Source organism: Photobacterium sp. GJ3 (genome assembly GCF_018199995.1).
GTDB lineage: Bacteria > Pseudomonadota > Gammaproteobacteria > Enterobacterales > Vibrionaceae > Photobacterium.
The window spans coordinates 1,197,842-1,211,606 of sequence record NZ_CP073578.1; the positions used below are offsets into that span (position 1 = coordinate 1,197,842).

The window sequence follows — 13,765 nt, forward strand, 5'->3', positions numbered from 1 at the left end:
GGTTTTCTTGCTGTTACACGGAGGAATCATGGAAAAAGTAGTGAGCGCTATGAATCGGGCCCTCTCCGGCTTTACCGGGTGGTTGATGTTGATAATGATGCTGATCTTAGTCTGTGATGTTGTATTCCGGACGTTAGGCGCACCGATTCAAGGCAGTGCCGAGGTGAGCGTTTTCGTCATGATGATTGTGATTTATCTTGGATTAGCCCGTTGCGAGGAACGCTCCGAGCATGTTCGGCTGGAATTTATCCTCAATATGCTGCCAGGAAATGCAAAACGCAAAGTTAATTTTCTGGCTCAACTGCTTGCAGTGATCGCCGTAGGACTGTTGTTTTACGCCGTGACTCTGGATGCCTGGTCTTCTTATGAATCCGGAGATGCGATAGAAGGCACAGTCGAGTTGCCCATTTGGCCAACAAAGTTTGTCATGATTTTCGGGATGGTCTTCTTCCTGATTCAAACCATGATGAATCTTTTTTCTCCCAAATCCTCTGAAGAAGAAAAAACTGAAGACCCTATCAATGATGAATTACTTTAAATTCAGACTGTTTATTCAATAAAGGAGAATCGGCGCATGGATTTTATGACCGCCGGACTTATTTGCATCGGTTCACTGCTGTTTTTTATGGCACTAGGTGTGCAAATCGGCTTATCGTTTTTATTATCCGGTTTTATCTCCAGTTTTTTCATGTTGGGATTTGATAGTTCCATTTCCTTAATGGGGCAGGCGGCATATTTTTCGATTGCCTCACCGACATGGACCGCAATTCCACTCTTTATCCTGATGGGGGCATTCGCTTCAAACGGAGGGCTAGCGAGACTGGCTTATCAAGGGGTGCATGGGCTAAGTCGGGGTATTCCAGGCTCATTGATGGTCGCTACCTGCTTGAGTTGCGGTATCTTCGGCGCAGTCTCTGGTTCGTCAATTGCCACGACTGCAATCTTTGGCAAGATGGCTTTACCCGAAATGAACCGCCTTCGCTATGATAAAGCGCTATCTATAGGATGCATTGCATCTGCAGGCACTTTCGCCTCGATGATCCCGCCTAGCATGATGATGATCATTTATGCGCTGTTCACTCAGCAGTCCATCGGTAAACTTTTCGCGGCCGGAATCCTGCCTGGCTTGATGACCATTGTTGCCTATGCCGCTTTAATTATTTTTATGGTGAAGCGCAATCCAGCATTGGCACCCAATGATTGTGATTTACCGAGTTCGCATCCCCAGTCTGTCGGTGCGGCTGGCGTTCATCCTCGCAGAAGGGATGAAGTCATGCAAATGTGGCCGGTGATCGTCATTGCTGTTGTCGTACTGGGTGGATTATACAGCGGAATTTTCACACCAACCGAATCGGCTGCTGCGGGGGCATTGGTGACGCTAGGGTTGGCATTTTTCATCAAGAATTTTAAAGGCCTGAATCAGGTGAACTTCTCGATGCAAGAAGCGGCCAGTGTGACAGCGATGCTGTTTCTGATCAATATTGGGGCACTGTTCTACAGCCGGGTCCTCGCGGTTACACGCCTGCCAACCGAAATGACGATGCTGTTACAGCATGCGGATGTACCACCCTTTGCCATTTTATTGGGCATTTTGGCGATCATGTTTGTGTTAGGAATGGTCATGGTGCCTATTGGTATTTACGCGCTCACATTGCCGATTGTACTGCCTATCATTATGGAACTCGGCTACGATCCAATCTGGTTTGGTGTTATCGCTCTGAAACTGACTGAAATCGGTGCAATCACACCACCTGTAGGACTGAATGTATTTGCGATGAAAGGCGCGATACCCAAGGGGATGAATATTTCACTGGAACAGGTTTATAAAGGTTGCATGCCGTTCTTACTGGTGGATATCGCGATCCTGATCCTGTTGATTCTATTTCCTCAGATTGCACTTTGGCTCCCAGAAGTCATCGCGTAAACCATATATATAGTTTTTATTCGCCTGCCCCTGAATATTGACCTTGATATAAGGCAAAATTCAGGGGCGATTTCATTGGTGTATGAATTGGCCACTCGATGTGTCATCAGGTGCCACGCAGAAAGCGCCGCGACATTCAAAACATTGCAATGAAGCAGGCTTGGCGTCATGACGGTCGCTTCGTCGTGTAAACCAATATTGGTTGATGCAGATATATATCGAGCATTGCCTTGACGATTGGAATTGTTTTTATGGTTATCAACAGATAAGAAAGTGAATGAGTTGGAGAGAGGATCGTCTTGCCGACAACGTTTAATATCAATCGCAGTCAATCACGGGTCATCCTAGCTTGTTCAAATGTTCGATAACGGCGTTATATTTTTGGATTGTAGAATCACGACTTATCTAAAAAATCTGCCTTGTTCTCAAACATTTTTCCTGCGCTATTTCTGATCGTTAACTTACTTTGATTGGTAAAATAGAAATTCGGCAACGAATGAAAAGAGTGTCATTGATCGATCAGCTGGTGGAACATTGACTCACCCGCTGAGATTCACTGGCTGCTCCAAATCATACGCTGGAAAAGGCCGGTCAGCGTTACCCAACTGAGTGAGAAGGTTGCTGACCGGAGGATTGTCGCTGGCAGTCAAGAGCCAGTCACCCAAAGCAAAGAGTGGCTAGCGTTCGAGCGAAGTCATTCGCTTTTGGAGATTCATCGGCATCTCACTTCCGCCATCAATCATGTTCGCAACAATTTCGGCACTGCCACATGCTAACGTCCAGCCCAGCATTCCGTGGCCGGTATTGAGGAATAAATTATCCAGCTTAGAGCGTCCCAATAAAGGTGAACTTTGTGGTGTTGAAGGCCGTAGACCGCTCCACTGATGCAGCAGGTGATTGTAATCACCGGCTTTGGGAAAACGCGTTTTGGCCAGATTCAGCAACTGCTCAATTTTCTGATGTCGAACCGTTTCATCATATCCGATTAACTCAGCAATGCCTGCAATGCGCAATTTGTCACCCAGAGTGCAGTACACCATTTTATGAGCCGAATCGGTCACACTGATTTGCGGCGCGCCTGAAAGGGCAGGGACGGTGATACTGTAGCCTTTGATCGGATAAATCGGAATTTTAACCCCGATGGTTTTTGCCAGTAACGGACTGTGTGCACCTAAAGCAAAAACATAAGCGTCTGCTTCAATTTTTCCTTTATCTGTAAGTATATGCTGAATTCGATGACCAACACGGTGAATGTGCTCAACCCGATGACCCAATAAAAATTTGCAACCGTATTCCTGATGGCATATTTCCGCCAACGAGGTTGCAAACCGGTATGCATCACCCACTTCATCCAGTGGCGAATAAATTGAACCCGCAACGTCTGCTGCAATCTGCTTGAGTGCTGGTTCCTGATTCAACGTTTCCGTGGCATCCAGACATTCTATCGGGCATCCCAGTTCTTGTTTCCACTTCGATTGCAGGATTGCCTGCCGGAGATCGTTCTGGTGAGAGAAAACCCGCAATTTGCCTGCGATGCGGTGATCAAAATCAATGACACGCTCGTCAAGTAATTGATGCAGCACCTGGCGAGAATGCATCGCTAAATGAAAAACAGCCTGAGAGTTGTCTAACTCGCGCTTCGCCGTGCAGTTGCGCAGAAAACGAGTCCCCCATCCGAGCAGCTGCGGATCGAAAGAGGGGTGAATGGTAAAGGCCGGGTCTTGTCCGAGAATTAATTGTGGCAGTTTTGGGATCATTGATGGCGATCCCAGAGCATCGGTATAGGAATAACTTAACTGACTGCCATTCGCAAAACTGGTTTTATTCGCCACCGATGTTTCCGCATCGATAACCGTGACCTGATGGCCCTTTATGCCAAGGAAATAGGCGGTTGTGACACCGATAATGCCTCCACCCAAGACGACGATTTTCATAGCTTACAGCCTCTGTCATCGTGTTCAGCCTGCATCAGATTCTCATGAGACTGAACTGTTGTCATCTTTGGTGGATGATTCAATTTCAACCACCGCTTCAACTTCGACAGAGACGCCTCGGGGCAGAGAGCTAACCCCTACCGCTGCGCGGGCATGGCGGCCTTTGTCAGCAAACACTTCAGCAAATAAGTCAGAGGCCCCGTTGATCACCACAGAGTGTTGGGTAAATTCAGGGGTGGCATTCACAAAGCCCCCAAACGAACAATGCGCTTTACCCGACTCAAATCGCCGTCACAGGCGGCTTTGAGTTGAGCCAGTATATTGATTGCGCACAACTGCGCTGCACGATAAGCCTGTTCCGGGCTGATCGTGTCACCAACTTGACCGACAAAACAGGCTTGGCCGTTTTCCAAAGGAACCTGACCTGAAATAAACACATGGCTCCCCGAGATGACATAAGGGACGAAATTTGCCAGTGGCGTGGACGCCTCTGGTAAAGTTATCCCAAGCGACTGCAACTTTTCCTCTATGTTCTGTTGAACAACTTCCTGTGTATTCAGTGCCATGTTGAGTCCTTAATCGAATGACTGGATGCGCTTTCCTACCGTCTAGTGGAGGAAAGCCGCAAGAGAATTACAGAGCGTGAAGTTCATATCGTTCGGCTGTCTGGCTGGTAGTAAACTGACCTGCATGACCATAAAACCCTCGCTGCTGATAACTCTTTAAGGTTTCAACTTTTTCAAGAGGAAATCAAATACCAATAAAGTTGGATGGCATAACTATTAGTTATTCCAGGCAGACTCGATCATGATTCAGTGACCTGACCGACGGACTTGCTCACAGAGGCATACTCCAGAAATTTTTCTTCCAGAGAACGGATGAAAAGCTTGGCGACATTAGAAAGTGGCCTGTCTTTGGAATACAGCACGTACGCGGTGATCGGAATATTGGGAATAAAGGGTCTAACAACAAGGCCGTGATAGCTACCAGCATTGATAACGTATTCATCGACCAGCGCGACACCAGCGCCGCTTTCAACCAATGCACAAGCTGTATTACAAAATCGAGTTTCTACCGTCCACTTCAGCGTTTCTCCGGCCATCACAAAGGCCTTCTCAATTAATTTGCCCATTGGCGTCCCCCGTGTCATTGCGATAAACGGATACATTTTCAAATCTACCGGTCGAATCACATCCAGTTCAGCGAGTGGGTGATCTTGAGGGATAACGCAGACCATCTTGCCAATATGAACCGGGCGAGCAATAACGGATGGTCGTTCTGAGAAGGTGACAGCGACACCGACTTCGGCAATATTGGTTTCGATATGTTCGATGATGTCTTCCATTCGGCGAATATCCAGAGAAATCTGTACGCCGGGGCGAGCGGTTTGAAAGGCCTTGATTGCATGAGGAATGACTGAGTTCGCCATGCTGGGTATCGCGACCAGACGCACTCTGCCTGCTTTGGCATCACGAATATCATAAATACGATCCTGTACAGATTTAAGTGACTGAAACAATGGCGCAATTTCACGATATAGATTCTGTGCTTCTTCAGTGGGCACGAGGCGGCCATTCATCCTCTCGAACAAAATGATCCCTAAGCTCGACTCGGTATGCCGTATGGTCTTACTGACGGCAGGCTGAGAAACCCCGAGATCATATGCTGCAGCACTTGTGGTCCCTGCCGCCATGACGGCACGAAAAATTTCCAGTTGTCTTAGATTCATCCTATAACCTGAAGTTTTATTCTTGCTGAAATAAACTATACGACATTATTAATGCTGAATGCTACAGTTGATTAACATTGCATTAACGCGAAGTGCCTGAGTTCAGGGTACCATTCTCATAGTATTGATATGTTTATTAATTTGTGGGCTTTCACTGCTTGACCATCGTCGCTGACACAAAAATCGCAAATGCTAAACCGTCACATAACTAGAGCATGTGTGACATACCCGATCATGTTTTCAGGAAGGACTGAACCTACCAGTCGTAACAGGAGGTTAAAATGAGCAACGTCGACTTAGTGATCGTCGGTAATATCGTTACACCCGATATCGTGATTGAAAACGGATTTGTCAGTGTCACTGACGGTAAAATCACTGAAATTGGGGAGCGGTTTGAAGGTTCGGCCTCACGAACATTTGATGCAAAAGGAAAGTGGGTTTTGCCGGGTATCATTGACGGTCAGGTGCATACGGGCAGCCAAGCCGGTCGGGAAGGCATCGGTCTGGGGACTCGTGCGGCAGCGGCTGGTGGCGTGACGACCATTGTCGATATGCCTTACGACTCACCTATCCCGGTAACGACTGCAGAAATTTTTAAGCAGAAAGTGGATATCGTTGAACGCGATGCCCACGTAGATGTAGCACTTTACGGCACCATCGCAAAACAGGATGGCATGAGCGAAATTCAACCGATGATCGATGCGGGTGCCTGCGGTTTTAAAGTGTCTCAGTATGAAACGGATCCGAAGCGCTTTGCTCGTATTGCACCTTACGACATGCTCGAGGCTTTTCGTATTGTTGCGCCTTCCGGGCTGGCATGCGGGGTCCACAACGAAAATCAGGAAGTGGTCGATCATGCGATTGAATGTGTAAACGCCAGCGGCAATAACCATTACACCAGCTACGGTCTCAGCCGTCCGCCGATTTCAGAAACACTGGCCATCAATGAGGTGTATGAAATCGGCGTGGAAAGTCGTTGCCGGGCTCATGTTGTTCATTGTTCTCTGGACCGGGGCTTTGAGATTTGTGAATCCTATAAAGCCCTGAACTATTCAGTCTCGATTGAAACTTGCGTGCAATATCTCATGTTTTCAGAAGAAGATATGGCGCATCTCGGTGCCCAGATCAAACAAGGCCCCCCAATCCGTCCGAGCGAGCAGAAAGAAAAATTGTGGCAACGTATCGCCAAGGGTCATGTGGATTTCGTTTCTTCAGATCATGTCGCCTGGAGTCTGGATCGCAAACAGAAGGGGCATTTCCTCAGTAATTCTTCTGGCATGCCGGGATTGGAAACGTTGTTACCCGCTTTTTATACCGGCTGTGTGGTACGTCATATTCCAATCCCTGTGGTCGCCAAGCTGTTGTCTGAAAATGTGGCGAAACATTTCTGTATTTATCCGCAAAAAGGGGCGATTCAAGTCGGTAGTGATGCAGATTTCACTGTTTTGTCACCTGAGCCTTTCATTTTTGACGAGACCAAACAGCATGGCGCTGCTGAGTGGAGCCCGTTTCATGGAATGGAAATGGCTGGTCAGGTACAAGCAACTTTCCTCAGAGGCCAACAGGTATGGGATGGTGAAAATGTTCTGGCGCAGGCCGGTTACGGCACCTTTGTTCGTCCTCAGCATACGATAAAAAGCGCGTAACCTGCTTCAGCAACAGCAATGTAAGGATTCATCATGTCAGTTCAGATTCATAAGACGCGACTATGGGAAAGCATCGAAAAGCTGGCCGAATATACGGAGCCAGGTCAGCCATATACCCGTCGGTCTTTTTCGCCGATGTTTCTACAGGGACGGGAATGGCTGAAGCGCCAATTTATCGATGCAGGACTAGAGGTCGAAGTGGATGCCGGTGGGAATTTAATGGGTCAATATCCCGGACGAAACCCGGAGTTACCGCCGATTGTTTCGGGCTCCCACAGTGACACCGTTCCGGATGGCGGACGTTTTGATGGGATTGCCGGGGTATTAACGGCACTGGAAGTTGCTCGTACTCTGAAAGAAAACCATATTGAGCTCAACCGAACGTTTGTCGTCGTCGACTTTCTGGCCGAAGAGCCGAGCGATTATGGCTTGTCTCGGGTTGGCAGTCGGGCGCTGACCGGTGATCTGTCAGCAGACATGCTGCAATACACTGCTCCCGATGGTTCAACACTTGCGGAAGGGATTCAGCGGGTCGGTGGAAATAGCAGCGAGCTCAATCAGCCTTTAATGGCCCCTGGTGATGTCGCGGGCTTTTTTGAATTGCATATTGAGCAAGGACCGGTATTAGAAACGGAACAACTGCCAATCGGCATTGTGACGAATATTGTTGGCATCACCCGGGTCGACATGAGTTTTCATGGCAGACCGGATCATTCCGGTACGACACCCATGGATATTCGTGCCGATGCGCTTGCTGCAGCTGCTAAGGTTATCGCAACCGTCAATGACAATGCGCAAAAATGGCTGAAGCAACCAGAATATCTGGTTGCCACAGTAGGGAAGATAAATGTACAGCCTAATGCTTCTAATGTGGTGCCCGGCCGTGTTGATATGACCAAAAAACACGACAAGCTCCGTCCTTGTAGGGCGGAGAAGGATAGCGCAAGCTGCGAAGCAGCTTAATGCGGCCTATCTTGTTGTTCGATGTATTGTTTTAACACTTCTATCGGAGCACCACCAACAGAGCCAGCAAAGTAGCTTGGCGACCAAAGAGCATCTTTCAGGTACGCTGGCTTATGCAACTCGGGGTGGTGTTGCTTCAACCTCCGACTGGATACGCCTTTCAGGCTATTAACCAACTTCGATATAGCCACTTTAGGCGGGTAGTTCACCAGGAGATGAACATGGTCCTGCTCTCCGTTGAACTCTGTGATCTCCGCTTCAAAGTCAGCGCAGACTTTTTCCATTATGCCCCGCATCGTTTGTAGGTGCTCATCAGTAAACACTTTGCCTCGGTACTTAGTGATAAATATGAGGTGTACGTGCATCAAAAATACACAGTGACGCCCTTTCCGAAACTCCATAGACCAACCTTTACAATTAGCTTCAAAGCGCTTATGTTAAAGGAATATGAGCATTCAGACCAAAACTTTAAGTGTTAGGGTTAAAGATAAACATGCGAAGCTGCTGAGGCAGATGTCGTATGAAGTTAATCAGTGCTTTAACTTTGCTAACGAACTAACCATGAAAGCTAGTCGCAACTATAGCGATGCTGGCGCGGTTAAACCTGTCTGGATGTCAGCTTACGACACCCAAAAGCCTGTTCTAAAGTTCAGAAAGGAATCGGGGTTTATTATCCCATCTCACACCGCGCAAGAGGTATGTGCCAAACATGCTCAAGCAAGAAAGCAATTCAAACGTGCTAAGTTACGCTGGCGCGTAAGTTCTGGCTCTAAACGCTCTCTGGGCTTTGTTCCATTCAAGAAAGGTTCGGCCAAGTGGAAGAATGGTCAGGTAGTGTTTGCGAAGCACATCTTTAAAGTATGGGATACCTACGGGCTTTCACAGTACGAATTCACCTCTGGTTCTTTCTCTGAAGACTCTAGAGGGCGTTGGTACTTCAATGTGTGCGTACAGGTAGAGCAATTACCCACAGCCACAGGTAAAGCCGCCATTGGGGTGGATTTAGGGCTTAAAGACACTGCGACGTGCAGTGATGGCACTAAGCTAGAGCGTGGTAACTTCTACCGCGATCTAGAAGCGGATTTGGGTATCGCTCAGAGAGCGAATAAGAAAAAGCGAGTTAAGGCAATTCACGCGAAGATAAAAAATCGTCGCAAGGATGCTTTACATAAATTCAGTACGCAGCTTGTAAATAACAACGCTGCGATAATCGTTGGCGATGTGAGCAGTACCAAGCTGGTTAAAACCAAGATGGCAAAATCGGTTTTAGATGCTGGTTGGTCAATGCTCAAAACACAGTTGGAATATAAAGCGATAGCGCGGTCAGTTGTGTTCGAAGTAGTCAACGAATCGTACTCCACCGTAACTTGTTCGTGCTGCGGGGCTATCCCCGACAGCAGTCCGAAAGGTAGAGCAGGCTTGCGAATAAGAGAATGGGTGTGCTCTGAGTGCGGAGCAGAGCACGACCGCGACGTAAACGCGGCAAGCAATATTCTCGCGGCGGGGCATCGCCGTCTAGCTGTAGGAATCCCCGCGCTTTAGCTCGGGGAGGATGTCAATTCAATGTGTTTATCAGATGTAGGTACTGGACGGATCCAGTACCTATCGACTTGATTTCAGTCGAGCCCCACGCTCCCCACGACAGCTCAAACAATCACGACGTGCCCGTCTTTATCTCGTCAAAAATTTGGCATACGAAAGATCGGAGCCAGCCCCTGCAAACCTTTTTCAAACCAAGCTCACTCTCCCTTCACTGAAATGCCGCTCTTTATTGGCGCATGGCTTGAATCCGGCTATGCTACTGAACTCATTGTGTTTGATTCAGGAAAGCGGCATGTCTATCTCTGCTTATAAATTTGATCTCAGTCTGCCACATTGCCAATGGTGGTTAGCGATCACGTCTCCTCAGATTTGCTATAACCGCGAGCATTATGATTACGACATGCCCGGTATGCGGACATCTGAAGCGGGGTTGGCCGAGTGGGCAAAAAATATCTCGGAGTCCTGGGGGATAGAGACACGCCGCGACTGGCATCAGATGATACATCAACTGGCGATGGCTGAAGTGCATGGCAATGTGTGGCGCAGTGAGTTCAGTCGTCGGGCCTGTATGACCAATCAGGCATGGTTGCAGCGGATTGATGCGACAAAAAGTGAAGTAGCACAGGGCGAACTGCGATTTGTTGATGCAGTGTTCAGACATGTCGGTGTTGCCGGTTTCAAAGCCTGGGATTATTGCCGGGCCTCATTTCTGACCCGGGCTGGCTATGCCATCGGCAAAGTCACTCAGGAAGAGTTCGCTTTTCTACTGAATTATTTATCACGCCAGATTCAACGTGACTATTTGAGCTGGGAACAGTATCTGCAAAGTTTTATTTTTGGCCGGGCCTATTGGGAATACATGAATGATGAAGACGAGGATGAAGTGAACATTCCTTATTTGCTCAGTAATGGCTTTGGCATTGGTTACAGCCAGTTTTTCAATCTGATCGACAATGATCCGGACATTCCGATCCCGGCGCTGGCCTGGGACGTCAGGTTGCCGGACATTCAGGTGCCAGAATCTCTGAATGCATTATTGAATGAAACGAGTGAGGGATGACGATGAGCTGTTGGGACATTCTAGAGATTGCGCAAACCACCGACGAAAAAGCCATTCAAAAGGCTTACCGAATCAAGCTGCGTCAGCATCATCCTGAAGATGATCCAGAAGGTTTTCAAACCGTTCGGGCTGCTTATGAAGCCGCGATTGCCAGCCTCGAAACTCTGGCAAAAGGGCAGGACAATGCCCCGGTTCAGCCAATACTGGATGATGCCGAGGTTGTTCCGTTGGTACCGGATGCGCAGACGAACCGAGGGCGTGAGGGTAGCCCGCATGAGTTGATAACATCCCTGCAGCAATTACTGATGGATCCGCAACGACGGTTTCAGCCTGCGATGTGGCAAGACTGGATTGATGCAGTTCAGGGGTTGCCCATTACCCAGCAACAGGCAATTTCAGATGCAACCGTGACGCAGATCACGAACAACCGCTGGTTACCGGGCGAAATCATTGAACTGCTCTGGCATGGATTGAGCTGGGAGCTTTTATTGAGCGGGACACCTGAACAGAGCGAGCTGGGGGAGTTTCTCGAGGACTGGCGTCAGCAAGCGTTATCGATCACCTTGTCTCACCTGGATGCAATGCCGGGGGCTGAACAGCGGGCCGTGCTGAGCTTCTTGAGGCCATTTCATCTTGCCATGGGTTATGGCGAAGTCGCGGCGCTGAAGAATATTCTTTCGCAGCCGATGGCCACCAGTTTGGTTGCTTCCGTGACCTTTCGGGTCAGTCTGCTGAAGGGCTTTCTTGCCTGCCAGCAATTGCCGGAAACTCTGGCGGCGTATTTGGTTCACCAGCTGCTGGAGGCCGATCCCGACACCCTGACGCTTGGGCAGTGGGAAATTCTGGGTGAAGTCAGTCGCAAGCTGGGGGATCTGGAGGCAGTCCATCGGGTTTCTGAACGTTTGCTCGCGCTGAATGCGTTCGCCGAGGTGGCGGAGTTGCAATACCAGCAAACCGTACCGCATAACCGGCTGCTGGCACTGTGCTACGGGTTTCTTCGTCAGCAATGGCAACCTTTACCACAAGTTTACTGGCGTGCAGAACGTCAGCTTTTTCCACAACCGGAATCAGACCCGGAAAGCCGGCTGTTTTTGTGGTTGTATGGCCAACTGACCGGACATGATCACCCAGGATTCAGTCATCGGCTTGATTTTGCGGGCATGACCGGGATTGAAGCCTTGTTGACGGAGGCCTTCTGGGCCGGACGTTTTGGCAGTTGGGCGTGGCTGGCACAGATTCAGCAAAAACTGAATGCATTCGAAATAGCATTGCCTGAACACCAGTATGCAGTTGAGCTGACAAAAGCATGGGTACAACGACAATGCAACTTGAAGGCTGGCAGCACATCCTTACAGCAAAAATTGGATCTTTACGAAACAGATGCCTTCTTTCAGGTGGAGCCACTGACCGATCAGGAATTTGAATCGCTCAGTAAGGCGCAGTGGCTTGATTGCCTGGTCCGTCATCCGCTATTGCCGGATGCCTGGTTTCAAAAGTTCACTGAAACCGGCATCCTCACGCAGCAGGCGCTCTGGGATGCCAATACCTATCCGGCCTATGTTGATTCCCTGAATTTCTTCCGGTGTGTGAACCCCGATTTCCGGCTGGCCAGTTGCTGGCAGGACACGCCGTTTCAAGGTGTTTTTGATTGGGCATTGTTTTACTACGGGCATATGTCTCCGGTCGGGACGGCAAGGCAGTCGATGATTGATGCTTTGCCTTTACTTCCTGCAGAACAGCAGCAAGGGCCAATGGCGAAGTTGCTGCCTTTTGCGGCGTCGCCGGATACTTTCCTGCCGGATGCCGTTCAGGCGTTGAATGAATTTCCGGAACAGTTTGTTTACCGGACCCTTGTGGATGATCAGGTCACTTTGCTGACCCGTTCCTGCGATCAGACGCAATTGCTCGAGCTCGCACAAACCGGAGATATTACGGCTTGTTGCGCCTTGTCGCGTGTGCTGGCGAAGGATCATTTTGATGAAGCCATTGTCTTCTGGAACCTCACAGCGGCTGCGTTAAGGCAGCACCCGCATTTTCTGGATGTCGTGTCCTGGCAGCAGCAGTCTCTGATTCGTTTACGGGAAGAGAAAGGGCTGGATCAGGAGAACTATCGTGTGACTGAACCGACCTTTTTGTACGCCATGCTGACCCGAGATAAAGACTGGTTTATTCCGCCGGTAGAAATGGCTGATCATTCTCCGGTTGATGATGCCAAGAATTTTCATTATCCGATGTACCACCTGTTAACACAGTTACATCTGGGGTTGGGGGAGAAAGGGTATGACTTGTCTCCAATGAAGCATCTGGCTTACAGTCGAAAAGGGCAGACTGCGTTGCAGCAGGCAACGGCTGATATTGCGATTACCCATCTGGAGCAAATGTATCAGCATAAGCTGACGCAAGACATTCAGCAGAAAGGCAAACAAGCGGCGAGCTTCAGTCGTCGGCGTTTGCAGTGGCTGGCAATTTTCTTTTTTGTGTCCTGGTTGCTTTTCTTCACGCCAACGTTTTTTGAAGCCGACGGGCAGGCTCGTTCCCAGATTGCTGGCGTGAGTTTGCTGGTTTATCAGGTGTTGCTCTTTGTCTGCCACAGTTTTGTTGTGTGGCGAATTGGTCAACCCATCATTGAACGGCGAAACCGGATGCGTTATGCCGGCTATGCCACCTTTGTGCTGATTGCAGCCCTGTGGACGAAATCTCCGGTTCTGGCGTTGATCAACCTCATTACCCATTGGTTTACCGCAAGAGGGCTAACCCAGCTTTACGGAAATGGCGGATGGGAGAAAAAAGTGGTGAAAAAACGAACCGTCAATTTACGCAAATTGCTCGGGATGAAAGAAAAGAAAAAGTAAGTCCAGGAAGAGGCCGTATGGCCTCTTTTTTTATATCCTCGAGGGCTTTCAAGTTTGCAGGGCAGGATGCTAACGAATACATAGAAGTTATGCACTTTATTTCTTATCATGCATG

General features: G+C 48.8%; 12 protein-coding genes. 7 read left to right on the forward strand and 5 right to left on the reverse strand.

The features are described from left to right. Positions 1–28: 28 nt before the first annotated feature. Together KDD30_RS05320 and KDD30_RS05325 are read left to right on the forward strand one after the other, a co-directional pair. Entirely contained in the window at positions 29–538 is a 510-nt protein-coding gene (locus KDD30_RS05320; protein WP_211647777.1) for a TRAP transporter small permease, read from the forward strand. 36 nt (positions 539–574) lie between these two features. Then, on the forward strand, positions 575–1,924 hold the full coding sequence (locus KDD30_RS05325; RefSeq protein ID WP_211647779.1) for a TRAP transporter large permease: 1,350 nt from the start codon (positions 575–577) through the stop codon (positions 1,922–1,924). Positions 1,925–2,601: 677 nt separating this feature from the next. Here KDD30_RS05325 and KDD30_RS05330 read toward each other — a convergent pair. The 4 genes from KDD30_RS05330 to KDD30_RS05345 all read right to left on the reverse strand — a co-directional run bounded on the left by KDD30_RS05330 (position 2,602) and on the right by KDD30_RS05345 (position 5,587). Further along, positions 2,602–3,858 carry a D-amino acid dehydrogenase gene (locus tag KDD30_RS05330; RefSeq protein WP_211647781.1) on the reverse strand — a complete coding sequence of 419 codons (1,257 nt, stop codon included), beginning with the start codon at positions 3,856–3,858 and terminating at the stop codon, positions 2,602–2,604. 42 nt (positions 3,859–3,900) lie between these two features. Further along, a complete protein-coding gene (locus tag KDD30_RS05335) occupies positions 3,901–4,104 on the reverse strand; it encodes a RidA family protein (protein WP_211647783.1) in 204 nt (67 codons plus the stop codon). Then, positions 4,101–4,424, reverse strand: coding sequence for a RidA family protein (locus tag KDD30_RS05340; RefSeq protein WP_211647785.1), 324 nt, complete (start codon positions 4,422–4,424; stop codon positions 4,101–4,103). The genes KDD30_RS05335 and KDD30_RS05340 overlap by 4 nt, the downstream gene beginning before the upstream one ends. Positions 4,425–4,663: 239 nt before the next feature. Beyond that, positions 4,664–5,587 carry a LysR family transcriptional regulator gene (locus KDD30_RS05345; RefSeq protein WP_211647787.1) on the reverse strand — a complete coding sequence of 308 codons (924 nt, stop codon included), beginning with the start codon at positions 5,585–5,587 and terminating at the stop codon, positions 4,664–4,666. Positions 5,588–5,868: 281 nt separating this feature from the next. Here KDD30_RS05345 and KDD30_RS05350 point away from each other — a divergent pair, with 281 nt between their 5' ends. Together KDD30_RS05350 and KDD30_RS05355 are read left to right on the forward strand one after the other, a co-directional pair. Further along, positions 5,869–7,233, forward strand: coding sequence for a dihydroorotase family protein (locus tag KDD30_RS05350; RefSeq protein ID WP_211647795.1), 1,365 nt, complete (start codon positions 5,869–5,871; stop codon positions 7,231–7,233). A 33-nt stretch (positions 7,234–7,266) separates the two neighbouring features. Next, entirely contained in the window at positions 7,267–8,196 is a 930-nt protein-coding gene (locus KDD30_RS05355; protein ID WP_211647797.1) for a hydantoinase/carbamoylase family amidase, read from the forward strand. Here the strand turns inward: KDD30_RS05355 and tnpA are convergent. Continuing rightward, complete coding sequence (gene tnpA / locus KDD30_RS05360) at positions 8,193–8,597, reverse strand: IS200/IS605 family transposase (protein WP_211647659.1); 405 nt, start codon at positions 8,595–8,597, stop codon at positions 8,193–8,195. The two genes, KDD30_RS05355 and tnpA, sit on opposite strands and share 4 nt — an antisense overlap. Before the next feature lie 46 nt (positions 8,598–8,643). Between tnpA and KDD30_RS05365 the strand changes: the two genes are divergently transcribed. The 3 genes from KDD30_RS05365 to KDD30_RS05375 all read left to right on the forward strand — a co-directional run bounded on the left by KDD30_RS05365 (position 8,644) and on the right by KDD30_RS05375 (position 13,650). Next, on the forward strand, positions 8,644–9,738 hold the full coding sequence (locus tag KDD30_RS05365; protein ID WP_211647799.1) for an RNA-guided endonuclease TnpB family protein: 1,095 nt from the start codon (positions 8,644–8,646) through the stop codon (positions 9,736–9,738). A gap of 292 nt (positions 9,739–10,030) precedes the next feature. Continuing rightward, entirely contained in the window at positions 10,031–10,798 is a 768-nt protein-coding gene (locus KDD30_RS05370) for a DUF1266 domain-containing protein (RefSeq protein ID WP_249199205.1), read from the forward strand. Continuing rightward, positions 10,795–13,650, forward strand: coding sequence for a J domain-containing protein (locus KDD30_RS05375; protein ID WP_211647803.1), 2,856 nt, complete (start codon positions 10,795–10,797; stop codon positions 13,648–13,650). The genes KDD30_RS05370 and KDD30_RS05375 overlap by 4 nt, the downstream gene beginning before the upstream one ends. Positions 13,651–13,765: the final 115 nt, after the last annotated feature.

Bases quoted from the DNA above. Each gene is read 5' to 3' on its own strand.
- KDD30_RS05320 (WP_211647777.1), top strand. From the start codon at position 29: ATGGAAAAAGTAGTGAGCGCTATGAATCGGGCCCTCTCCGGCTTTACC.
- KDD30_RS05325 (WP_211647779.1), top strand. From the start codon at position 575: ATGGATTTTATGACCGCCGGACTTATTTGCATCGGTTCACTGCTGTTT.
- KDD30_RS05330 (WP_211647781.1), bottom strand. From the start codon at position 3,858: ATGAAAATCGTCGTCTTGGGTGGAGGCATTATCGGTGTCACAACCGCC.
- KDD30_RS05340 (WP_211647785.1), bottom strand. From the start codon at position 4,424: ATGGCACTGAATACACAGGAAGTTGTTCAACAGAACATAGAGGAAAAG.
- KDD30_RS05345 (WP_211647787.1), bottom strand. From the start codon at position 5,587: ATGAATCTAAGACAACTGGAAATTTTTCGTGCCGTCATGGCGGCAGGG.
- KDD30_RS05350 (WP_211647795.1), top strand. From the start codon at position 5,869: ATGAGCAACGTCGACTTAGTGATCGTCGGTAATATCGTTACACCCGAT.
- KDD30_RS05355 (WP_211647797.1), top strand. From the start codon at position 7,267: ATGTCAGTTCAGATTCATAAGACGCGACTATGGGAAAGCATCGAAAAG.
- tnpA (WP_211647659.1), bottom strand. From the start codon at position 8,597: ATGGAGTTTCGGAAAGGGCGTCACTGTGTATTTTTGATGCACGTACAC.
- KDD30_RS05365 (WP_211647799.1), top strand. From the start codon at position 8,644: ATGAGCATTCAGACCAAAACTTTAAGTGTTAGGGTTAAAGATAAACAT.
- KDD30_RS05370 (WP_249199205.1), top strand. From the start codon at position 10,031: ATGTCTATCTCTGCTTATAAATTTGATCTCAGTCTGCCACATTGCCAA.
- KDD30_RS05375 (WP_211647803.1), top strand. From the start codon at position 10,795: ATGACGATGAGCTGTTGGGACATTCTAGAGATTGCGCAAACCACCGAC.